This is a genomic window from Mesorhizobium sp. C399B (assembly GCF_030323185.1).
Taxonomy (GTDB): domain Bacteria; phylum Pseudomonadota; class Alphaproteobacteria; order Rhizobiales; family Rhizobiaceae; genus Mesorhizobium.
In genome coordinates, this window is record NZ_CP100472.1 from 1590323 (window position 1) to 1613833 (window position 23511).

20 protein-coding genes are annotated in these 23511 nt (G+C 58.2%); 2 read left to right on the forward strand and 18 right to left on the reverse strand.

Annotated elements, in window-relative coordinates; all coding sequences use genetic code 11:
- Positions 1 to 187 precede the first annotated feature (187 nt).
- The 17 genes from NLY36_RS07435 to NLY36_RS07515 form a co-directional block, all read right to left on the reverse strand.
- A complete protein-coding gene (locus NLY36_RS07435) occupies positions 188 to 1702 on the reverse strand; it encodes a hypothetical protein (protein ID WP_023734928.1) in 1515 nt (504 codons plus the stop codon).
- The gene (locus NLY36_RS07440) at positions 1699 to 6630 is read right to left on the reverse strand and encodes an AAA domain-containing protein (RefSeq protein WP_023734929.1); all 4932 of its coding nucleotides are present in this window, start codon (positions 6628 to 6630) and stop codon (positions 1699 to 1701) included. The genes NLY36_RS07435 and NLY36_RS07440 overlap by 4 nt, the downstream gene beginning before the upstream one ends.
- A gap of 405 nt (positions 6631 to 7035) precedes the next feature.
- Positions 7036 to 7614 carry a hypothetical protein gene (locus tag NLY36_RS07445; protein WP_156933157.1) on the reverse strand — a complete coding sequence of 193 codons (579 nt, stop codon included), beginning with the start codon at positions 7612 to 7614 and terminating at the stop codon, positions 7036 to 7038.
- Between the two features lie 219 nt (positions 7615 to 7833).
- Entirely contained in the window at positions 7834 to 8556 is a 723-nt protein-coding gene (locus NLY36_RS07450; RefSeq protein ID WP_023825068.1) for a hypothetical protein, read from the reverse strand.
- Between the two features lie 312 nt (positions 8557 to 8868).
- Positions 8869 to 9042, reverse strand: a complete 174-nt coding sequence (locus NLY36_RS07455) for a hypothetical protein (RefSeq protein WP_023734932.1) — start codon at positions 9040 to 9042, stop codon at positions 8869 to 8871.
- Positions 9032 to 9244, reverse strand: a complete 213-nt coding sequence (locus NLY36_RS07460; protein ID WP_081726958.1) for a helix-turn-helix transcriptional regulator — start codon at positions 9242 to 9244, stop codon at positions 9032 to 9034. The genes NLY36_RS07455 and NLY36_RS07460 overlap by 11 nt, the downstream gene beginning before the upstream one ends.
- 261 nt (positions 9245 to 9505) lie before the next feature.
- Entirely contained in the window at positions 9506 to 10048 is a 543-nt protein-coding gene (locus NLY36_RS07465) for a hypothetical protein (RefSeq protein WP_156933158.1), read from the reverse strand.
- 56 nt (positions 10049 to 10104) lie between these two features.
- Positions 10105 to 10968, reverse strand: coding sequence for a RusA family crossover junction endodeoxyribonuclease (locus NLY36_RS07470; RefSeq protein WP_023734934.1), 864 nt, complete (start codon positions 10966 to 10968; stop codon positions 10105 to 10107).
- A 161-nt stretch (positions 10969 to 11129) separates the two neighbouring features.
- Entirely contained in the window at positions 11130 to 13292 is a 2163-nt protein-coding gene (locus NLY36_RS07475; protein ID WP_023734935.1) for an N-6 DNA methylase, read from the reverse strand.
- Positions 13279 to 15642, reverse strand: a complete 2364-nt coding sequence (hsdR, locus tag NLY36_RS07480; protein WP_023734936.1) for an EcoAI/FtnUII family type I restriction enzme subunit R — start codon at positions 15640 to 15642, stop codon at positions 13279 to 13281. The genes NLY36_RS07475 and hsdR overlap by 14 nt, the downstream gene beginning before the upstream one ends.
- A 26-nt stretch (positions 15643 to 15668) precedes the next feature.
- Positions 15669 to 15869, reverse strand: a complete 201-nt coding sequence (locus NLY36_RS07485; RefSeq protein ID WP_023734937.1) for a type II toxin-antitoxin system Phd/YefM family antitoxin — start codon at positions 15867 to 15869, stop codon at positions 15669 to 15671.
- Between the two features lie 102 nt (positions 15870 to 15971).
- Positions 15972 to 17489: an SAVED domain-containing protein gene (locus tag NLY36_RS07490; RefSeq protein WP_023734938.1), complete on the reverse strand. Its 1518-nt coding sequence runs from the start codon at positions 17487 to 17489 to the stop codon at positions 15972 to 15974.
- 12 nt (positions 17490 to 17501) lie between these two features.
- Positions 17502 to 18401 carry a CBASS oligonucleotide cyclase gene (locus NLY36_RS07495; RefSeq protein ID WP_023734939.1) on the reverse strand — a complete coding sequence of 300 codons (900 nt, stop codon included), beginning with the start codon at positions 18399 to 18401 and terminating at the stop codon, positions 17502 to 17504.
- Positions 18401 to 18901: a hypothetical protein gene (locus NLY36_RS07500; protein WP_023734940.1), complete on the reverse strand. Its 501-nt coding sequence runs from the start codon at positions 18899 to 18901 to the stop codon at positions 18401 to 18403. Before NLY36_RS07500 ends, NLY36_RS07495 begins: the two co-directional genes overlap by 1 nt.
- Positions 18898 to 19377: a CBASS system Cap8 protein gene (locus NLY36_RS07505; RefSeq protein WP_023734941.1), complete on the reverse strand. Its 480-nt coding sequence runs from the start codon at positions 19375 to 19377 to the stop codon at positions 18898 to 18900. Before NLY36_RS07505 ends, NLY36_RS07500 begins: the two co-directional genes overlap by 4 nt.
- Entirely contained in the window at positions 19374 to 20288 is a 915-nt protein-coding gene (locus tag NLY36_RS07510) for an AAA family ATPase (RefSeq protein WP_023734942.1), read from the reverse strand. Before NLY36_RS07510 ends, NLY36_RS07505 begins: the two co-directional genes overlap by 4 nt.
- Positions 20289 to 20350: 62 nt before the next feature.
- Positions 20351 to 20590, reverse strand: coding sequence for a DUF2188 domain-containing protein (locus NLY36_RS07515; RefSeq protein ID WP_023734943.1), 240 nt, complete (start codon positions 20588 to 20590; stop codon positions 20351 to 20353).
- Between the two features lie 129 nt (positions 20591 to 20719).
- Here NLY36_RS07515 and NLY36_RS07520 point away from each other — a divergent pair, with 129 nt between their 5' ends.
- Entirely contained in the window at positions 20720 to 21043 is a 324-nt protein-coding gene (locus NLY36_RS07520) for a helix-turn-helix domain-containing protein (protein WP_023734944.1), read from the forward strand.
- Positions 21040 to 21945 carry an ImmA/IrrE family metallo-endopeptidase gene (locus NLY36_RS07525; RefSeq protein WP_023734945.1) on the forward strand — a complete coding sequence of 302 codons (906 nt, stop codon included), beginning with the start codon at positions 21040 to 21042 and terminating at the stop codon, positions 21943 to 21945. The genes NLY36_RS07520 and NLY36_RS07525 overlap by 4 nt, the downstream gene beginning before the upstream one ends.
- A 579-nt stretch (positions 21946 to 22524) precedes the next feature.
- On the opposite strand, the gene NLY36_RS07530 is transcribed toward NLY36_RS07525, so the two are convergent.
- Positions 22525 to 23508 carry a hypothetical protein gene (locus NLY36_RS07530; protein WP_023734946.1) on the reverse strand — a complete coding sequence of 328 codons (984 nt, stop codon included), beginning with the start codon at positions 23506 to 23508 and terminating at the stop codon, positions 22525 to 22527.
- Positions 23509 to 23511: the final 3 nt, after the last annotated feature.

Below are 23511 nucleotides of genomic sequence, written 5' to 3' on the forward strand. Positions count from 1 at the left end.
ATAGAATTTTTGGGGATAGATGCCGTTTCGACGACGCTCAAAATTATGCTTGGTTCGATCACCTTGCGCATTGACCCCTTTCGACGCCGCGAGTTGTCAACAACGTGCGACGCGAAGCTGCTGCTGTCTCCGAGGTCGCGAACCGCAACTTTTCTGGATCATGTTCGCCGTTCGAGGGGTGCGGCGGCTATTTTGAGGCGGGCACGGCCCGTCCTGCACTGTCCTCCGTCTTTTCCGTTGCGGGCGGCGCGATAAGGTTTCGTCTGAGCACGTCACCGAGTTTGAACGCTTCGGCGTTCGCGTCGAGCAACTCGCCCGCACGCGCCAACACGTGCGAGTCGAAACTCGCAAAGCCCAAAGGGACCGGCAAGCCCGATTGTTGGCCGATCGGCGCGTGGACCGTCGCGGCGACGAAGGCACCCGGGACGAGCAGCATTTCGAACCCGCCGGGAAATACACGGGCGTTCGACTCGTACCCGCGGGTGAAGGCTTCCTTCACCCAGCGCTCGGCGCGCTGTGCGGTCAACGAAATCGACTCTACGTTCTGCCGCACACCGAGATCCTCGTTCAAGCGATTGATCCGTTCGCGGAACTGTTCGAGGATTTCGGCCATGATCGAGGTGCTTCCCCAAAGTGGGGCCTGGGGCACCACCCAATAGATCGCAGCTGCGGCGTGGCGCGTTTTGCGCAGGCCGTAGCTTGCGACATCGAACAGCCTACGCGCATTTTCCTTGGTGAATAGGCTGCCGATGATCGGCACGGTCGGGCGGTCAGCACGGACGTCGCCGTGGCTCGTGAAGGCGTGTCGATAGAACCGCTGCACGCTTAACCCATCGCGGCGCGTCCATTCCTTAAGATAGTCTTGGGCAAGTTGGATCAGGAGCTGGTATGCCTCGCCATCGTCTTCCCGCCGCGCAACAGCCATGCGCTCGACCATCTCGGCGACCGCAAGCCCCACTGCCTCACGATCTGACAACTCGTAGTCTGACTTCCACTCGGAAAGGTCGATGTCGGGTAAGGTTGGCTTGAGCCCCGATGACACCAACCGGACGCGCACGAGCGTCGAAAAGCGCTCCTCAGCCGCCACCCCGTCGATGGAATAGAGCGTGCGTCGCGGGGTCGAGATTGGATCGATCTTCAGCGCGAACTCGCGAAAGAAACGACGGAACGACGACGGCACCCTTTCCGTTGCCGAGCTGACTTGCTCAACGTCGGCCAGCGGCAGCTCGGGAAGGTTCCGCTCGAAGTAGCTCAGAAATTTCTTTTCGGCGGGCGCCAGCGAGATGAGGTCGAAGCCGACGCGTGCGATCTTGCGCTCGACCTCGTAGATAAGTGGTTCTTCGACACCAGGGCGGAAGAGCGAAAGCCCCGTCTGTGTCAGCGTGATGCGTCCCTCGCTCCGACGGATGTAGTCGGCGTCCTCGACCTCGTGGAAAACGTAGGCCATCTCGCGCCGGCTATATCCGAAGAAGGACTGGACCGCTTCCTCTGTGCAGCTTCCCATTGCGCGGACGAAGCGAATTAGAAACTCGGCTGTCACGGAGACCTTGCCAACATCAGCGACTTTGTGCTCGACGACGAACCGACGACAGGGCAGCGTTAGGTCGATCGTCGCCAACTGGAGCGGGCCGTCCTCCGATTCTTCGACGAGCCCCTCGCGCACGGGGCCAAGCGTCACCTTACTGCGGGGCTGGACGGTCATTGTGCCTTCTCCAAGGCGCCATCGATGGGCGCGGCGTTGAGCCGATTCTCCAGTAAAGCCATTGCATCTACTTCCCTTGCGTGCCCGTATTCAACGTTACTGGCAAAGGCCCGCGCGATCCGGTCCATCGGCCCGGCCTCCTCCCATCGCTTCAAGCTACCCACGATAACGAGGCGGTCCATCGCCCGGCTGATCGCGACGTTGATGCGGTTGGGCCTAGCGAGGAATCCAGGCCGAATTGTCTTGAAGCCGCCCTGCACGGGCCCGTCCCAATTATTGCGAACAAGCGACACGATCACGATGGGGTTTTCCTTGCCCTGGTAGCTGTCGATCGTGTCCACCTTCATCGCGGCTCGCAGCGAGGGATGGATCGGTGCCAAGGCGATTTTGCGCCTCACGAGGTCACGTTGGGCCGAATAGGCGCAAATGATCCCGATGCCATGGGCATGCGTTGCTTGTTGGGCAAGCCAGTCGAGGAACAGCTGGCATTCGCTCCATCGCTTAAGAAGGCTTACGATCACGTCTGCCTCAACCGTATTGGTCAGGCTCTTGCGATGATTGGGATCGGCTTGCTTGGCGCGCTCGCCAAACGGCGCCGTGTCGAACCACGTGACAGGCGCGCTGAGGTCGGCAGGTAGCGCTTCTGCGTCGATGATCGGCGTCACGCGACCATGCTCAAGGCGCTTGCCATAGAATGACCGCGAGACAATCTCACCGATCGGGGGGAGCATACGATATTGCCGTCGCAGCGTGTGACCCGCGGCAATCCCATAGGGTGTCTCGAAGATGCGCTCGAAGTCGCTCCTCGCAACCTCCGCCACGCCCACGCCGAGGCGCTCGGCGACTTCGTCGACCACTGACTCCGGATGCTGTGGCTCAAGCTGTTTATGGTCGCCGACGAGTACGATCCATGCGCCCGCCTGGATCGGCACCGCGAGCTCGCTGGCGGTGCAGCGCGCCGCTTCGTCGACGATCACGAGGTCAAAGGGTGTTGAGGTCAAGCCAAGCGCCGATCTGCCGAGCCCCACGCAGGTCCCAGCGACGATCTGGCGCGTTCCGGCGAGGAAAGTTTCGAGGCTCCGTTGCTCGGTCGAGACTGTTCCCACGAAGTCGCGTGCTAGCCCTGCGACTGCCTGGAACCTAGCAACACGGTCAGCGCTCGGGCGCTCGCCCTGCGGCATGGCCTGGAGGCAGGCGTCGACAATCGTCGTGACAATCTTCTCGGCCGCCAGGTCGGCGGGCAGCGTGTCGTCTATGCCAAGCGGCAAGACCTGCTGGCTGATTGTCTCGCGAAGCGCTGTTACTCGTTGCGCCGAACTTTCCTCGTCCTGCAAGCTGGCCAGCCGGGCCGCGACGGGCCTTATCGCAAGCTCGACATGGGTCAGCGCGTCGGTCAGCGCCTCTGGAATGCCCAGTCCCTGGGCGGCGACGGCCAAGCGCTCGCGCATCTCGGCACGGAACCTATCCTTCTGGAGCTGCTCGACTCGCTCGACGTGGAATGGCAGCAGGCGGTCTGAGACAACACCCTCGTTGCCGACGCGAAGGATGCTCGGTATCTCACCCGCCCGAGCGAAGAGCTTAAGCACGGCCTCGGCGGCATTGTTGACCGCTTCATGCGCTTGGCTTGCGAGCAGGACATTGCGCACCAGCCCCAAGGTGAGAGCGGCATGCACCAACGCCGCAATGAAGACCGTCTTGCCTGTTCCCGGCGGCCCCTGCACGAGGGCGAGCGGGCGTGTGGCGAGCACAGCTGACAAGGCCTCGGCCTGCTGGTCATTGAGCTCGTACTGCTCCTTCAACTTTTCGACCGGCTGGCGATCGGGCAACGACTGCGGTGTTGCCGCGGTGCGCGGATCGAGGATTCCGATCAGGTTGCGCGTACGCGAGGTGCGCCCGACGATCCGCCTGACCGCAGCCTGGCGACGGTCGAGGCTGGTCTCCTCCATGCGGCTCCGGAAGCGAAGCTCGTCGCCCTCCCCGACTAGCGGCGGTCCGTTTCGCTGCTCCGGCCGCATGCTTTCCAGATAGAGCGTGTCAGGCTTGGATCGCTGGAGGTCGAGTTGGCCGACGGGCCGCCAATTGCCTCGGCGGTCCTCGCGCTCGACCATGACACGGTCACGCCGATTGTAGTCAAACGACCCACTCAGCAGGTCAAACTGGACCTTGTGCCGGTTGATGCTTATGTCCAAGACGCTGTCCTCGGCAACCTGCCCGTAGGTGACCAACTCCCGCTCGGCATCGACGAGGATCCCCCACAGCATCGCCACGTCTACCTGACCGTTCGGCGGTGGCTCAGCAGCGATCGCCTCGATCAGGTCGTCCTCGGGCGACTCGCCTGAAACGATGTCGCGTTGTTCGGCGGGCTGCTCGCCCTCCGCGCTCACCTCGGCCTCCGTCGCCCTGGGCTGCGTCGGACCCAGGGCCGCAGTGACATCCTCGCGTTCGAGCAGCGGAGTGAGGTCTTCCAGATTGGTAACTGGACCGTCCTCGACGATGATGGCAGCTTCGAGTGACGCGAACTCGAACCTCTGGAAAAGCCTGATCCTCGACTGCTCCAGAGCGCGCCGGTTGAGCCGGTAGGGCTTTCCGTCAGCCCCGATGCTGACCTCAAGCTCCTCGCAGGCCCCGCGGATAATGAGCGTACGTCCCCAGGGGGCGGGGCGCAGGAAATAATGGCCCTCGTCCGGTAGCAAAGGGCCTGCCCCTACGTGTGGGCTAGCGAGCCGGATCGTCGCCAAGTCCGCGTCGTGCGGCTCGCCGGCTGCCAGCACATCGATCAAGGGAAGCAACGTCGCGTTCGCCGGGTCGTCGGTTCGCACCTTCGCGATTGCCTCGCGAAGGCGGCCGGATATTCTCGAATCGCTTCCGGCGAGGAGCTCCTCGCCGATGACTGTGACCGCGAAGCAATCGCGTTCGAAGCGACCGCCGCTCTCGGGGGCATAGCGCGCAGTTACAGTGTCGCCTTCGGTGGCCGTCGTAAAGTCACTCAGGTCGACGATAACCGGGTCGCTCGGTGCTGCGGGATCGACGAGGATGTTGGCAGGTTTGAGGTCGCCATGCGCCAGGCGAAGGGTGTGCAACTCCTCGACGCGCCGGGCAAGAGCGTCGATTAATTGAAGCCGCGCTTCCTCGCCAAATTGCTCTGGGTGCTCCGCCATCAACAGCGCGAGGTCGGGGCGATCGATCCACTCCTGGATCATGACGATCGCATCGCCCAGCCACATCGCACCCAGAATTTTCGCGCATCCCTCGGGCTCGACTGCCGAGAGCTCGGCGAGCTGATCTAGGAAATCAAGGATGCGCGATCCTTCCTTCTTCTGGTCGCCCCACGAAGCACGCTTCCAGACCTTTACCAGCACCTCGCGACCGTCCTTGCAGGAGCGCCACAAGGCGCGCGTCTCGTCGTCTCGCAGGATCTCGGCAGGCGGATAGGCCTGGAAGAGAGCCATCTGGCTCTTGATCGCGCCGCGATGCCGCTCAAGCCCTGCTACGACTTCCGCAGGCGTGGGCCGGATGGCGACTGCAGCGTTGAAGGCCGTCAGCGCGTCCCCCGCGTCCTTGAACCGGTGCATTGGGTCGGGCGCGAGCGCGGACGCCAGCCAGCCGTAAAGTTCGACGTAGTCGGATGCCTTGTCGCACTCGCTGTCCCACTCGGGAATTCCGCTCGAGGTTGCAGGGCCCGTGCCCAGGAGGATGCGGTGAATGGCGGAAGCGGCGAGGAACACGTCGCGACGTTTAGGGGTTGTTTCGACTCCGAAGATGTCCTCTGGCAGCTTGCCTGTTGACAGAAACTGGAAGCGCGACTCGCCGAGCGAGCGAACATCGGGGTAGCTTGCCGCCATCAGGTGCGAGAGCCGAACGGTTGACGGTCGCTGCACCCAGACGCTGTGCTGTCCGAGGTCGAGGTGCGCTGCCTCCGCGAGGTGAAGCGCGTCGAGGGATGAGAGCAATTGGCGAGCCAGTTCGATTCGATCGACCCGGCTAAGGTCAGCTAGCTCGGAGCTGCCAAAATCTGTCAGACGGTGAAGCCGGCGCCGGCGGTCATAGACCTCCCAGTATCGTACGCCGAAGGTCGGGTCGCGCGTCTTGCCGCCGACAATCACGCTGTCGCACTGTTCGCTTCGGTCCTGCAGGTAGGCGATGACCTCCTGCTCGCGACCGGCGATCTCGCTACGTCCTTCTTCGGTCTGGAAGCGAGTTTCCGCCTTGGAGAAATCCCATAGCCGCAGGACTCCGAGGGTTGGCGACTGCCGTTCGTCGCTCGCCTCGAACTCCGCGAAGATTCCCTCGGGGTGCTCGAACACCGGTGCGGCGGACGAGGCATAGAAGCCACCATAGGTCCGTCGGCCAGGTACGAAGACGCCCTTGCTCATATTGAAGAACTTCGAGAGCTGGTCCTTCCACTCCGCCGAGGTCAGGATGCCAGCGGGTGGCCCTTTGCCGAACACCTCGATCCGCTTGGGAACCGACTTGAGCGAAGAAGTGAACGCCGCGACGGGCATTACCGCCCGCCGCTCGGTCTCCGAAATGCCGCTGAGGTCTGTGGCCTTGGTCAGGACCACAAGGCCCTGTACCCTAGGGACGATCGGCTTTGCGCCCTTGGCGTGGCGCTTGAGGTGGGCCTCGAGCTGAATGAAGACGTGGCGCGCGTTGGCAGATATCTTCGCGACCGGCGACGGGCCATGGTCCCGCCCGGCGTTGTACCAATGCCCATCGCGGCTCTCGATCGGGCCGAACCAATCCTTGAGATCGACGACGAGTATGCGGTCGTCCGCCACGATGATGACGTCGATCTCGCGGCTTGAGCCGGGCGCGGTAGCAAGGTCGAGGTTCGTATAAGCGAACCAGTGCGAAGGCAATGAAGCTAAGGTCTCGATGCCCTTCACCTCGCGCACATGTAGGCCGTTCCCGCAGTTGATGATCTTCAAGCGAATTCCCCCGAGCCGCTACCGCGGCCACTCCAGATGTTAGCTTTCGTTTTTGCGCTGGCAACTTCCTTTGAGCAGGATACGCGCCTTGGCGGAAGGGGGTAGATCATAGCGAACAATGTTGTCCAGAAGATCGCGGGCCACTGGCGCGGGTCGACCGACTACGTCGCAGTCCTCGACCGAACGGCGGCTTCGGGGCTCTGCCGTGGACTATCAAGATGGCGATCGGAATGTCTGCTTCCAGGCGAAGGCAAAGTTTGCCTCACCGTCCGAAATTGGGCGCATAGCGGACATCAGGGTGCGGTACGACGTTCGGGCGACATATTTGTGGTTCAATCGGTGATATTTGCGCGAATAGAAGTTGCATGGGTCATCGTTGATCTCCCTGGAACGATCCTGCCGTGCCTAGCGCTCGCCGCGTGACCTCGGGAAGATGACAATGTCATCGACGCTGCTGCGGCCCGATTTGATCGACTTGAGCGCGTATCCAACCACATACCCGGGATCAGTCTTGATGCGTTTTGCATGCAACCGACAAAGCGGCTTGTCGGCAACCACATAAGCCATCTGGTTGAGCCTGAAGTGGCGGCTAAGCCGTTTGCCGAACCGGCAGATTTTCGGCATCACGATGATGGCATGGAGATGAAGGCCATCGTTTACAGTGACGGCCGCGAGGCTCATTTTGGCGTACTTGGCGACAGGAAAGTCCGGCACCAAGATCCAGAACGGCAGCAAATCGGGGTCTGTGATGCGTTTACAGTTCCGCACTACCCGCATGATCAAAAACTTGTAGACCCGCTCGGCATCGCGCAACATCTGGTCGTACTTTGCGCGATGCCCACCTTGTAAGTGAGAAAATTGCATCGTCACTAGGTAGACGCGATGCCCGTTGCAAAATTTCTCCTCTACCCATTGCGAATAGCCACTGATCATTTGGTGAACAGCTTTGCGGTTGTCGTGGTGGTGATGGTCATTGGGTCTCATTTGGCAATACCTTCCAACTACCGGCGAGGATGTCCCTCGGCCGGTCTGAGCTGTTTTGATTGATGGGCTGCGGAACGAGCGAGGCGATCCGTCGCTGCTAGCCACCCATCTATTTTACTGCTGGGAAATTAGTATCTGCGGGTGTAGAACAATTACACCGACATGGACGAGGTACGACTTCTGCGGCGCCGTCTCTTGCCCTGCACCCTCGTGGTTTCGTTAAGTGTTGTCAGCGGCAGCCTCCGGAAACAGCTTTGTTGAACGAGCAATAAACTTTCCCTTGCGGCGTTCGACGGCCACAATGAAACATCCGCCAACCGGCAGCGCCTTGATCCGCTCGACGAGCGTTTCGCTTTTGAACAGCACCCGCACAGTGGGCTTGCTGTGCTTCGTCCGCTCCGGCTTGGGCATACGCAAAGTGGCTGGCACCTCCGAGCTGACCGACCTGTCCTCCTTCCTGGGCTTCTTAGGCTCCATCAAGGTCAGCAGCCTGTACTTGCGCGACTTTTTGTTAAGCCGAGCTGCGACTTCGTCCGCCGGACGTCCGTCGTTATAATGCCCACACAGGAGCGCTGCGTAGCGCCGGGCCGCTCGATAAAGCCCGCTTCTGGTCTCGAAGGCCTGGAAGCCAAAGCGCAGGACATGGCGCATGACATCAAGCGGCTCGTCGTCCAACTTCGGGCGCTTCTTGCGATACAACTCGAAGAAGGGGTGATTGATAAATCGCTGGTAGTGTTCTGCCCGGTTGTTCTCCATTTTGAGGAAAATTTCATACTGATTTTGAAGCCAGCTCTGGTTTTGGATCTCCATCCCGTCTTGAATGAGATCCCAGGCTTGCTGGCCCTTCTCCGCTTCAGCGACCGGATCGAAGTCCTTACGTAGGATCCAGTCTCCAACGAACTGACCATTTTGTGCAATGTTGACAGAATCGATGGTGGTCACACTCGTAAGGAGGCTCCTAGGTCTGTCGGCAATCCAAGGCGCCAAGTCGCCTTGGTCGTGATGTGTTTGGTCAGGCATTACGTATCCTTCGTTTAAGGTTCGCCAACGGTCGGTTGACGCTGTGCTCATGTTATGGACATGGTTCGTTGATGCCGAATGCGATTGCTAGCGCAGTTCACGGCTCTCTCTCTGCACTTACTTCTGCGTGCGGCACTGAGTCAGAGGATTCGGCCTCCCGCTTGCGTTTTCGAGCGTGCCGCCAACTTCGAACATGAAATGGCTTTATCGGCCCAGAGCTCGTCCAACCTAGGCCTAGTTGATGCTGTCCACCGCGTCTTGGCCGGTAACCTGGGCCAAGATGGTCTCGTGCAGGCTGCGGCGCGCTGCGTTGCGGCGCGCTGCAATGACGGCTTCGAAGCCCTGCTGGGACGTTATTTCGGCGCAGCCCAAATAAGCGCCGTCGGCATCGATGCTGTCAGCGGTCATCGACGCCTCCTTCTATAAGCGCGCGAATGTCTTCGACCCGCCAGACGGTGGTACGCGGGCCGAGCTTCATCGACGGCGGGAATTTGCCGGCGCGGACGCCGGCCCACCAAGTCGAACGAGAAACAGGGATCGGGCCTTGAGGCGCGAGGATGGATGCGAGCCGGACAAAGCCAGTCGCGGGCAGTAGGGTATTCTGGGGCATCGGCGACAACTCCTTAAGAGGAAAGACGCCGGTGTTAGCGGAGATTGAGCGAGCTGAGGACGATCGGAAAACCGCTAAGACGAATTCGGCTTAGCGCCAAACAATTCGGCTTAGCGCCGCGAGTGTGCGAAAATGGGAACTCATTACCGTTGATAGCCTCTCGGGCGCCGCAATACGAGATTGGCTAAGATCGTTGGGCGGGGCGCCCGACAGGATGAAACTGAGAACTCGTTTGTTTATGCTATATAATTTCCCATGACTTTAGCAACATGTCGTCATAGCCGACAGCTTGCCATTGGCTGGCAACACGATCCCACTCAAGGAATGTCGCTCGTTGGCACTGAAAACCCGCTCGCCGGGAAAATGCATCAAGATCGTTTCAAGGCCGATTTTCACTTCAATAGGCGTCAAGGCACCGCCAATCTCATGGACTTCACGAACGACAATCGGCGCTAGGAGGAATATGCCGACTGGCACGTAATCCTTCACATGCCATTCGTTGCTGGTGAGACGATTGTCGATGCTGTTTTTACAGTTTTCATCAGTGGGATCGAGACCAAGCGAGCCGTCCACATTGCTCCCGCTGTCGTCTGGCGAAACGGAGTTGATAACTGTATCAGGCCCGATATCAACGAGCAGCCCGACACTGCCTTCCGCACCGCCACGACCGGCCATGTGTGGATTCGTGTCACCTGCCAAAATGGTTGAGAACGACAGGGGCACTCCCTTCATCGTCTTCGCCTGCCGTAAGTCGTTCGGAAAGGTAAGATCCAAGCGCCCGGCCATGACGGTCGAAAAATGCACGAGGGCCGCTTTCCGGCTTCGTAGGAAGGCTCTGGGCGAGAATCCGGGCTGGTGATTCATCGGCCCCTGTCGTCTGCTGGGAGGCGGCCGGCAAGCACCTCTATCATCGTGTCGTAGCTTTTTCGGAGTTCCGAAAGAGCGTGCTCTATGTCGTCGATCTCACCGGGATTCGCCTCTCTCCAAATACGCCTAGCCTCTTGCCATTCGCGCCTTGGCTGCAAAGTGAAGCCGCTGTCAGCAATCCGTCCGCGCGGGTAACCCCGCGCCATTGATGACAGATACTTCCCGCGTTGATAGGCGCGCAGACGGTCGGCGCCGGCATTGCGCATTTCGGCGCGAGCGCGCGTCTTCACCGAACTCATGAGTTCGATAATCGACAGACCTATGAAATGGCTTTTGTCAGGAAGGGGCTCTTCGCCGCCATTGCTCCAGACGATGCGACCATGAGGGTACCAAAGCCCGTCCGGCATTTCATAAAATTCAGCCGGCTTAAGCACGAAATCGTCGGGCGAACTTCTCGCAGACACCTTGAAGCTAGGATCGCCGTAGCCGTCCAGCCAAGAGATCGCGAGCGCCTGCACTTGTGTATCGTCGAACATAATGCCGCGTGGGCCTTTGAGCCCGTCGAGAATGGCCTTTGCGTAGTTGTCGAGATCAGCCGTATCCGATGTTTCTAGAACAGTCTGGACATCAAGGTTCAGCGTAATATCGAGCTGGACCTCGTGGGAATATATCCACTTGTTCGTGAGCTCGGTGGCAATGGCCTCGTGGAATGCCCGCAATCTGGCCCCGCCATCCCCGTATGGTACAGGCGCGAAGTTGAACGTCTTCTGCCACTCTCCGAACATGGGATTGAGGCCCGCATCTGCCCCTCTGCGTTCGACAAAGATAGGCTCGTCGGAATATGGCTCTTCGATCATCGGGACGCCTCGACGGATGCACGAACGGTGTGATGCTTCAGGCACACTGAGAAGCGACCAGTCAAACTGCCCACGCAAATCCCCAGAGAAATTCCTTGTGCACGTGAAGAAAGCGAGGAAAGGTGCCCCGTAAGGCGACTAGACAAAACCATGTCGGTCCGTCACGACTTCGCGGCAAACACATGGAAAAGCGAAGCACTAATGAGAGATCGAATCTCCTCAATCGTTCCGCCGAGATGCTCCGACAAGTTCTCGATGTTTAGCTCGGAGCGCATCAACAATTTCGCGACAGCCTCTTGCTCATCCAATCCTTCTGGAAGCGGTATCTGCAGCCTTAAGAACTCGTCGACGGCGATCCGTCGCCGATTCGTAGAGCCTCGGCTTAGATTCTCATAGATGCGTAGCATTTCGGGCTGAAATAGCGCGAACCTTAGGTACTGCGGGTCAACGCGACTCGTATCGATCTCAAAGACTGGAAAATCGTTCGTGGCTATGCCGCCATCGAGTGCTGTTGGCACAATCGCCATGGCACCATTGCGTGCATCAATGCGTGAAAGGATCAGATCATTGGCGTAAATCGTGAATTGATTCTTTGTCCCGATGACTGCTCCTTGGACACGATCCCGTATCTTCGCACCACGAAAGTGCATCTGCACAGTCGGACGCGTATAGTACTCCTCGTCAGCAATCCTGACTGTCTCTCTACGCTTCGATATTATATCTCCCAGAGGAACGTTTGGGGCGCTCAACCGAGAAAGGGATAAAAGCTCTGCTTCTATCGTCCGAATGATGGAATTGGAGCGCTCCATCAGAATCTTTACCTCGTCCACGATCCCGGCCGGATCCGCGAAAGACACCGACTTATGTCGGGGGTGCACTTGGGCCAGATCAAAGTCCTGCTTCTCAATCTCCTCGAAAGTAAGTTTCCAGGCGGCGTCGTTCTCTACTCTGTTCGGCCACCATTCCAATGTTGGCTTGAATTCCTCCCAAGTCAGTCCATCGGTGGCTGAATATTTCTTCCCTTTCAGATGAGCTCTGTGCTCTGGCAAGGGATGTTCGTAAAACCACACCTCGTTTGTAGAACGACCAGTGTCAAAAAACAGAATATTCGTCGCGATGTCGGTATAAGGTTCAAATACACCCTTAGGAAGGCGTAATACTGTGTGAAGGTTGAAATCCGTTAGAAGGTCTTCGCGGAGTTTTTGTGCGACACCTGATTCATACAGTGTACCGTTCGGCACGACCACCGCAGCTCTCGCGGGGCTGGCAGCGGTCGACGCGCTGCGCTTTAGCTTCCGCATGATCAACTGCAAAAAAAGTAGGGTCGTTTCCGAGGTCCGCCGATCGTCAGGGAAGTTGCCTTGAATGCCTCTTTCCTCCTCGCCGCCAAATGGCGGATTTGTGAGGATCACATCGACACGGTCCCTTTGGCCCATCTCTGATAGCTTGGCACGTAGCGCATTGTCCGGATCGATCTGGGGAGCATCGAGCCCATGCAACAGCAGGTTCATTTGACAAAGAAGGTATGGAAGCGACTTCGGCTCACACCCAAAGAGACTCCCGGTTTGGAGAGTCTTGCGGTCCGCGACTGTCTTAACTTGCTCTTCGAGGTAGCGAAAAGATTCCACCAGAAAGCCGCCGGTGCCGCTCGCGGGGTCAAGGACAGTCTCGCCAAGCCGCGGGTCCGTCACCTCCACCATGAAACGTACGACAGGACGCGGAGTGTAGAATTCGCCGGAGTCGCCAGCCGCATCGCGCATGTCACGCAGCATTGTCTCATATAATGACCCCAGCGTGTGCAATTCCTCAGAAGAAGTGAAGTGAATTGTCGCTACCTTGTTGATCACATCGCGAAGCAGGTAGCCGCTTTTCATACGGTTATCTACGCCTCTGAAGACAGTGGCTATCACATCGCGTCGGCTATCTCCGTTCGAACTCGACAATGACCGAAGGTAGGCGAACAGACCTGGACCCTTTGTGCCATCAGGGCGCACAGTCGCGTCACTGTTAATGAACGCCAGCAATTCTTCGCCGGTAACGCCTTGGCTATTAGACGCCCAGTCGCGCCAGCGATACGGCGCCTCGATTGCAGGGCGGAATTTGGGCCCACCAAGGCGGGCTTCCTCCTCTCTCTGCAGCTCCAAGTCGTCAACAAACTTGAGAAACATGATCCAGGTAAGTAGGGGCAGTCGGTCGAGATCGCCATTCAGCCCTTTATCTTTGCGCATGATGTCACGCGCCGTCTTAAGCACACTACCAAGCACCTGTGCCGACGTGATGGTCGAGCCAGCTTCTATGCCGGACGTTTTCTTAGGCTGAGCCATAAAGGAATCCCTGTAAGTCGTTTACGGCCTGCCGAAGCTCTTCGGGACCGCCGAATAGCCTGATTATCTCCGCAGGTTGGCCGTGGGTTGAAATGGGCGGGACCCGAAGAACGTCCGGCAGCAGAAATTGCGCGTCGCCATGTTCTGCGTACTTCTCGAGGAGTTCGTCGAGTATCTCTTTCGCCTCGGGTGAATAGCGATCGAAGAAATCCTTTCGTTCGGACTTCAGACGCTGCGCCCGCTCCCGCCGGGTCCGCAAAGGGGCATTAAATGCAAGGTGACATAGCAAATCGAACGGGTCGGCCTCTGGCTGACCCACTTGCTCGATCAGTTCACCAAAATCGATTCCGCGCTCGGCCAGCGCTTCAATGATCTCAGCACGTTTTTCAGCGTCGGCCCAGCGTTCACGGAGGTCTACTGACGAGGGGGCGATCGAACGAACACTCTCCGCAGCGTACTCCGTGTATTTAAGCACGCGCAGCTGTTTTCCGTTGGGGTCTAGTTCATGAACAAGGTGGGCAACAACTTCAACTTGACCGCCATCGAAATAGAACTTGCGCGGCTCACCGGTGGGCGGCTCGATAATGACAGGCCCGGCTTCACCCCCTCCCGCATCTTCCCCTCCAGTCTCGACTTCCGTTGTGGACGTTGTTTCGCCGTTCTCGCCGATCTCCTCTTCGGTGATCCGGGTTGGATCGCCGTCGAACGTCGGGTCGGCAAACATCCGGGTTGCAGTTCCGGTATAGTCGACGATATTGAACCACAGCTTGCCGTAGTCGTCGCGCAGGCGTGTTCCACGCCCGATGATCTGCTTAAATTCGCTCATCGAACCCACGATGCGTGACAGGACGACGTTTTTACACGTGGGGGCATCGACTCCGGTGGTCAGCAATTGCGATGAAGTCAGGATGGCGGGCGTTTTCTTGTCGACATCCTGGAAACGCGAGAGATGGCCGCGGCCGATAGCACCCTCGTCTGCGGTTACGCGGGCGACATAGTCAGGATATTGAGCAACTAGATCGGAGTTCAAATTGACGAGGGCCTCGCGCATTTCCGAGGCGTGTTCCTGGTCCACACAGAACACGATCGTCTTTGCAAACCGGTCGGTCTTTTTCAGGAAGTCGGTCAGATGCCGTGCGATCGCTAGAGTACGCGCCCGCAAGGCGACAACACGCTCAAAGTCCCTTGTTTGGTACTCGTCATCCGGAATTGCCCGGCCATAGCGGTCAAGCTCGTCCTTGCTAGGACGCCAACCGGCTGCATCCCAAGCCGTCACCACCCTATGTACCCGGTAGGGGGCAAGGAAACCGTCATCGATACCCTGCCGCAGGCTGTACTCGTAGATGGGATTCCCGAAATACAGATACGTATCGCGGTTATCGTCGCGCAGCGGTGTAGCGGTCATGCCGAGCTGGTAGGCTGGCTTGAAGTGTTCGAGGATGCCCCGCCATGAACTGTCACTGCGCGCGCTGCCTCGATGGCATTCATCGACGATAATGAGATCAAAAAAATCGGGGGGGTAATCTCTGAAAAGGCCTTCGCGCCGCTCGTCCTCCGCAAGGGCCTGGTAGATTGCGAAATACATTTCTCGGCTGTAAACGACTTCTCCAGATTCAATTTTGTGACGTGCATCGCCGAACGGCGCGAACGTTTTGTCCTTGGGATCATCGATTAGGATGTTTCGATCCGCTAGAAAAAGAATGCGTGGCTTGCGATGCGCGCCGCTGCAGTTCCAACGGGTCGACCACAACTTCCAGCAAATCTGAAAGGCGACCATCGTCTTCCCCGTGCCCGTCGCCATCGTAAGGAGGATACGCTTCCTTTCACCAAGGATGGCTTCGATCGTGCGGTTGATCGCGATCTGCTGGTAGTAGCGTGGTGTCTTCCCGCCGACATGATTGTAGGGAGCTAGAAGTTGTGCCGCCTGCGCCTGGTTCGTGATGCCTGACCCTGCTTGATAGCGCACCCACAATTCATCGGGGGTCGCGAACGTCGAGACACGGTTTTCCTGTCCAGTAAAGTAATCAATTTCGATGACATCGGACCCGTTCGTAGCGTAAGCAAACTTTAGCCCGAGCATTTCGGCATAGCTGCGTGCCTGTTGCACGGCATCGGCCGCGGTCTTGTACCCTGCCTTGGCTTCGACAACCGCAAGTGGGAAATCACGGTTGTGACGCAGCAAATAGTCTACCCGTTTGGGCGGTTTTCGCACGAAACCCTTTCCCACGGGAATAACGCGACCGTCCGTTATCGACCGCTGTTCGGCTATCGAATGCGGATCATTGTCCCAGCCCGCGGCCTGCAACCGCGGAACGACATATTTTCGGCAAGTATCGGCTTCATTGGTCATCATATGCCTTCGCCCCTTCAGAAGGCCTATCGTTTAACGGCCTGCTGCCGCTGTCCTTTCGATCTACCATCATCGGCCTGGGCACGATTGAGCCGATCAAACTCCTCCACGCTCATCACAACGACTACAGCCCGGCCGTGCTTCTCAACCGTTACGGGCTCGGCACGCGCGGTGTCGAGCAAGAGCCCGAACGCGTTTTTCGCGTCCTTCGCAGACATGATTTTCATCGAATGAGGCCCCGCGCAAGTCGGTCCATAATGGCTATTTCAGCCACAACTCGCAAGGGTTAAGCGGATCGATTTTCCGTAAGACAATGAAGGAGATCGGCGCTATTCCATCACGACAGACGGATGGTAGGTCTTGTTGCCCAACCGGTCGAAATCGAACTCGTACACGATGCACGGCGCGATGCCCTGATGATTCTGGCCGAGATAAAAGAGCATGGTGTTCGGGCATGCCGGGAAGATGTGAACGATCACGTCAGGATCGCCGGTTTTGATAGCACGAAGATGGTGCGCGATCTGCTCCGCCAGAGCGGCGGCATGGGCGCCGCCGGCCACGCTCTGCTGGCCCGGCCCCCCCGGCATCGAGAATGAGATCAGTTGGCCTACCGTCGGCAGGTTTGCATTCACGTAGGCGCGTGCCTGCGGCAGCGCCGGCTGTGCCACACTGACGACGACGGCGATCTCTCGCCCCTCTCCAAGCCGTTCCTCGGATACTTCGAAACGCGCACCCTTGTTGGCGGTATCGTCATCTGCTCGCCAGACGCGCGCGCCCACTCGGCCTTTCTGAACGAGCTCGGTTTGAACGGCAGATTTTGTGTCGAGAACCGTCCCTGCCAGGAATGCGATGGACGCATGCGCGTCCATGATCAGGCGAAGGCGCGGAGATAGCTTCACCGCGTCGCGCAGAAAGCCTTCAACCTTGGGCCGGATGTCCCGCTGCCAGTGATAGCCGTCTTGCAGGTAGCGCTGACGAAATTCGTCCGTCAGAAGCAAGGTGTGTTCGGACGCCGCACCGGCGATATCGGCCGCAGGTCCAAGAAAGCTGCGGATCGCAACGGTTAGAAACTTGTCGTCTTCGGCTACTCTGCCGACCCACAGGTTCTCGTCACGGCAAAGCTGCAGCAGGCTTTCGCGCGTCAAAGCACTCAGTTGTCGGACCTTCAGCTGGCGGGCAAGCTCATCGTACCGAAAGTCGGACTCCGCTTCATTACAGGCCAGAACGCCGACCACCGTAGCCTTGTAGTTTATCTGTGCGCGTAGCTCCTCCAGCGATCGGTGACCGTCGATGATGCGCAGACCGCGAACGACAGCCTTCAATTCCTCATCAGTGCCGAGCTTGAGATGTTCACGCCAGCGCTTACGGACCTTGCCCAACTTGCTCTTGTCGGTGGTGCCTTCGAACAATTTCTCAACAAGCAGGGTACGATCATTGCCAGAGATTAGCCTAGCCAGAGGATCATCGTCCTTGACGCGGTAGGTCGTCAGAAACGTAAAGTGGGAACCTGGCGGTGCGACCAGACGGGCGTCCCTCAAGCGCTCAAGCAACGAAGTCGACTTCGCGCCGATAAACTCGGGATCGGTGAAGTCCTCGAAGCCAAAACGGCCGCCGGTTTCAACGTGCCACTTCACCTGGTGATAGTCGGCCGGCACGCGTTCGCTGCCTGACCTGACGACGGGAGGGTCGTATTTCACGACGATGTCGTCGAAAGCCTTTGGCCCATTCGCCTCGAAGGTCACTTCGACCACACATGAACTTGGCATAAGCAGATTGAACGCATTCTCCCAGAAAATGCGGGCCTGATAGTTGTCCCCATGCCACCGGGCGGTGACTGCTTCAGCCATCGCTACTCTCCTTCATGACAGCGGAAACTTCGCACCGAACAGTGCGCGCCAAGCCTTCAACGCATCACCGTTCCGGCCATTGCGGCCATGATCGATAGCCACCGAGGCTTCGCGGCTTGCGGCCATTAGCAGGTCGCGAGCACGTTGCTTCCGGGTCTGGTCCATCCCATTGCTAATAGCCGGGCCTAATCCAGCGGGATCGGGCCATTCGTCGAAAATACGGTCTGCAAGCGTGGAGAAGAAGCCTTGCAGCTCGTAGTCGAAGCGACCCTGCCAGTCGCCATACAAGCATTGGAGCGCCATCACCTCGATCAGGAAGGACGGTTTGATCGGCTTCTCGCGGTGCCGCGTGTTGTTGTTCCAGTATTTGACCATGCGCACTAGCCCCTTCCATTCGTTGGAGAAAGCCTGGTGGGCAGCGGTCGCCTTCTCAGCATGAATTTTCGGATTGGTCTTTATCCACTTGCCGGTATGGGTATCGGGAATTTCGTAGTTGTCGCCGGCGACGAACGCCGGAACGACGTCCACGCTCAGGATGCGATAGTCCGTATTGTCGTCGGCATCGACGACGACGCCGAAATCGACATTGACGGACCGGCTTTGCTTTCGCACAGCCTTCTCCCCATACTTGTCGACGAGCGCCTTCGCAAAATCGTCGATCACCGCTGTCGGTGCCTTGTCGCGGTAATGCCGCTCCGCGTCCTTCAGAACGAAGAAAATGTCGATGTCCTTAAGGGGCTTGGTCTTGGTATGGCGCTTGTAGGAGCCGGTCAGAAAACTGTCTGCAACCGCGAACTTGCCGAAGAGGTAGTCGCGCACGTCCGTTTGCCTTGCGGATGCGTTCTTCTGCTCCCTGTCGTTGAGCTCCAGCCGACTCTTGAACTTGCGGAATGCCTCATCGACCGTGAGCATCAGTTCTTCCTCCAATATGCTGTGTTGCCGCCAAGACCGTTATGTTCGACCGTCGAACCCAGGCTCTGCCGCACCATGCCGTCGGTCGACCGGTACGCGCCTTTGCTCCAGCCATCGACGTCGGGACGGTTCGGCTTTGTGTGCAGCAGAATCTCATAGCTGGCATCGGACGGGGCGATGCCGGCTTTGCGAATGTGGTATTTCAGCTGTTCCGTGTCGGTCCAGAAACTGCCATTGCCCGACGACCAGTTGTAGACGACATCGATGTCCCAGCGCGTGATCAACCCGCCGGTCTTCGGGTTGAAAATCTCGAGAACGACAGATTCGAGATCCCCGGTACCGAGCCAGGTCTTAAGCGCGCGCATCTTGCTCTCCCAGCTATTCACCAGGTTTGACGGATCGAGCCCGCTGAGCCGAATGATGTCCTTGAAGCTCTTCAGGATGTTGTCGGCCACGTAGGTGACCGAATGGGTGTAGGTGTTTACTGAAACGCTGGTCATGATCCGAGAAATCCCTTCGGGTCGAGGGTCATTGTCTGCGCCGCTTCCGCATTGCCGTCGCTGTTGGCAGGCGTGATCGCTTCCGCCACGTCGCGCGCAACCACCCGGCTACTGTGTTTCTTGAGGGCAGCCTGTACCCAGGTCAGATCGTCCCGCTGGCAGGGCAGCGACACCTGCCAGTCGCCCGTCAGAGGATCGAAGCCGAGCGAGTCCTCGTTCGCGTCCGATCCGTCGATAGCGTCATCGTCGTAGAGGCAGTAAATCCTCGTGCGCGGACCATCGCAGGTCGTGACGATGGCGGCGTCCTTCGGGCCCTGATCGGCGATCAGGCTGGCGGCGATTCCACCGACCGCCAACAGCTCGGTCCGTGCCGTTCCAGACTTGCCCTGTGTGAGAAGGTCAACGATCGCGGTCCACGTCTCCATGGCGTCGCGCTGAGGCGTGCTGCAGAAGGTGCGACGGACGACGCTGCTCATTTGCCCATCCCTCCCTCGCCCCGATTTTCCTTCGCGGCGCGTGCCGCCTTCACGATCGCGTCCATTTTCAGAAGCGACGGGTCCATTGCAGTGTCGGGGCTGCTGGCAAGGGCGTTGGCCACCATCTTGCGGATGGCCCGCCCGTCCAGGCCGACGCATTCCGCCGCGCACCGGTCAATCGCTGCGGGGGACACCAATTTGCCGATGGCAGGGTAAGTGCGGCTGAGGCCGGTCAGACAATCGGTGAGAATGCGCCCACACGCCTCTTGGTCTGGCATCGGCACCTGCAAAACTAGGTCGCAACGCGATGTGAATGCACTGTCGACGGCCTGCGGAAAATTGCTGGTCGCAACAAAGAGCAGATTCGGGAACCGCTCGGCGAGAAGATCGAGTTGGACGAGCACGGCGTCGGTTGCGCGGTGGATGTCGACGGGGTTGGCTTCGAGGCTCATCCTCGAGCGGTCGGCCGCTAGGGTTTCGACCTCGTCGAGCAGGACGATTGTCGGTCCGCGCATTGCTGCTTCCGCAATGGACTGCGAAAAGAGATCGGACACCGCCCGCTGAGTCTTGCCCATCGCGGAACTGGTCAGCGTGTGCGGCTCGACTTCAAGAAGGCGGAACCCGCCGCCAGGAAATGCTTTGGCTGTCCGGTGCGCGAGCCCGCGCGCCAGCGACGTCTTGCCCGTGCCCGGCTTGCCTACCAGGAGGATGACGCCGTGAAGCGGAATGACGCTGCGATCGACCTTGCCGCGCATCGTGAAATTCAGAACCGCCTGGAACAGAAGCTGCCCTTTCAGCTGCGCATCCAGAATGATCGAATCCCAAAGGGCGCCCAAGGTTTCGTCAGGAAGTGCGCGGCTGCGCTGGATGCCCTTGGGGAGTTCTTCGGCATAGGCTGTCGAATGCTTCATCGTTTTCACTTTCGTCGGCGGTTGCCGAACTTGAAGAGGCCGCGCCGAGATGGCGCGGCCGTCTATCCGCGAGGCGGAAACTTGTCTCGGCCGTGGCTGTCGCTCTGGCCGATCCGCCCATCCTGGTTGTGGATGCGCAATTCGGTATGCTGGTTGCGGCTGACCTCCCGTCCGTAGTCGACTGCCGCCTGTTTGGTGTCGAAATGCCCGCTGGCGCGCGCGCTGCCGCCCCGCTTGACATCCCAGCCCCCATTAGGGTTTGTTACCACATGATGCGTCTCTTGACCACGTTTCGACACCATATCTAGGCTCCTTTTGAAATAAGAGAATTTCAAGTATGTCTACTCCGAACAGCCTACCGGGCTAGGTACCTGTTGTCAAGCACTCCTTGTACTGCTACTCTGAACATTGATTTTACAGGGAGAAGTGAAATGACAACGCCGCTTGGCGAAAAGATCAGAACGCTTCGCAAGGCGAAGGGATTTACGCTGGACCGGCTTGCCGAGCTGGCCGACTCTAGCAAAAGCTACGTTTGGGAATTGGAGAACAAGGACCCGCCCCGCCCTTCTGCGGACAAGGTTGCGAAGATCGCGGCAGCCCTCGACGTCACAACCGACTACCTGCTCGATCTCACCTCGAATGTGCAGGTTGAGGACGCGAAGGACACAGCCTTCTTCCGCAAGTACCAGAACATGGACCCCGGCATCAAAGACAAGATTCGCCGGATGGTCGACCTGATGGGTGATGATGAATGACCGCCCCGTTCACCGCAGAGCGATGGGCTTTTGAAATAACCCATCTGCTGAATGCGGCGCTGGGCGGCGAGCGATTCCCGATCGATATTCCAATGATCGCGAAGGAATACTCGGCCAAGAAGTGGGCCGACGACCCCATTATCAGCGTCGAGGGCGACATTCTTCCAAAGTTTGATGGCGCGCTGTTCAAGGCTCCGGCCGGCAAGAAGGGCTGGGGAATCATCTACAACAATTCAATGGCATCGCTGGGCCGCATCAATTTCACGCTGGCGCACGAATTCGGCCATTACCTGCTGCACCGCGTTGCCTACCCTGACGGCTTCTATTGCAGCCAGCAGCAAGTCGCATGGGATTCGGAATATGGCCAGCTTGAGCACCAGGCAAATGTTTTCGCCGCGAACTTCCTAATGCCACTGGATGACTTCAGGCGCCAGATTCCCGAACGGACGAAGGTCGATCTCGACATGATTGCCCACTGTGCCGACCGTTACCGGGTATCGTTGATCGCAGCGGTGCTGCGTTGGCTCCACTACACCAGCAAGCGCGCGATACTCGTTGTCTCACGGGACGGCTACATTCTGTGGGCCCGGTCTAGTACACCCGCCCTCAAAACTCGAGCGTATTTCAAGACCAGTGCCGGCCCCATCGAGATTCCAGCATCGTCGCTTGCCGCGAAGCAAAACCTCCTGGTCGACGGCCGGACGGGCGTGGACCACGATGCCGGGGTTTGGTTGCGGGAGTCGGCTCGCGAGATGACGATCTTCGCCGAGCAGTACGACTTTGTCGTCTCGCTTTTGCTGCTGGAAGATGCCCGTCCCTTTTCCTCGCTCGATCCTGATCCGGAGGAAGACCTCGACAGCTACGACAAAATGTCACCGCCCGCGCGGCGTCGGGAGTGGTGAACTCGAACGCTTGCTTCGTTGAGTTATCTCGCCTTCAAAAATCCTGGCCGACCGCCCATCCGTGGCGGCATTTCTGCCTCAGGTGGATTGCCACAAGCGCCACAAGCCGTCGCCATCAGACGCTGGAAACGAGCCACAAACGAGCCACAGACCGAAAAAGACCGATTCAGACAATGGCGGATTTCTGCGGGTTTCAGAGGGTTCTAATTTCTAAAAACCCTCGAAAATCGTCACCAAAACGAATAAATGTGGTTCTAACCCATCGATTTAGAAACTGGAGCGGGTGAAGGGAATCGAACCCTCATAGCCAGCTTGGAAGTCTGGGTATTGGTGCCTCTCTATGACGCAAAGCCGAGTGATCTCGCCGTGTCGCGACAACTGTAGAAGTTCAATTGTATTATGGTAGCGATATCGATCTTTCTGGAATACGCCGGTGTCGGCTCCACCACTGGTAAGAGGCGCAAACGTTTTCTAAGCCGGAAGTACACAGTACCCCATGCTCCGACGAGCTAAGCTGAAGCCAAGCAGATAAGCCTTTGCTTAAGACCCGGTTTAGACACATCATGCAATACAATCGATTTAGCTGTTTTTAGCGTCCGATATTTTTGCCCGCAACGCTTCAGCCTGTCGCAGCCTTTTCAGAATTGTTTCTGGAGATAATTCCAGCCCAGCAAGCTTGACATCAGTCTCTATCCTCGCCGCAACATTGCTTCTAATTTTCGATGGCTCGTAATTATATCTACGAGACATACCCGCTATCATTGTAAGCAATTTATTCCGCTCTACTTTTCCCAACTCCTTTTCGTCATCTTTCGCTTGGAGCTCCTCAACCCGTTTTACAAGTTCATCACGCTCGCTTTTCAGCTGAGCTAGCGATGCTTCGCGCTCCTCCATCGCTTTGCGGCTAGAAGAGACTGCTTTAATCATCTCCGGTGGCAACTCTATTTCCATTTGCCTTGCCCAGGCTATGAAGCGCTCTGGATCGATGGGGTTCGACGCGGGAAGGCCGGTTCCGAGATGCCCGGCCTGTACAGCACGCTCGATCAACGTTCGCAGCCCATTATACCTTTGGACAAACGCGGACCTTCCAACAAATGGTAAGAGGGATGTTGCATTGACGTCCTCGGGCGGCTTTCCTAAACACAATGAGGCTGCCTCTTCTGCAGACCACGTCGCCATTTTGCTCCACTTGAAAAAATCCGCCACACACATCGCCTTGTTGAAGAAAAGCCACTGGTCATCTAGATCCCTGGACGGTGAAGAACTGGCTCGACTTTCTGATAGCGTAAATCGCAGTTCAGCTTCAGGTTTTTCACGAAAATCGTCTTTTAAGTCGAGAGCCTCATCGAGGAGCTTGCGCTGCTCTTCAGATAACGTAGTGATTTTACTCGTTGGCGATAACGCCTCATTGCGGATTGCAAGATCCGCTGCTTCCGCATCGATTTCATCCAAATCTAATTCATCTGCAATCGCATTGTAAATTTTTTTGAAACCAGGATGTCTATTTTCGACGAGATCTCGGACAACGCTATCTAGATCTTGAATTTTTTTTGTGAATTTCATGCT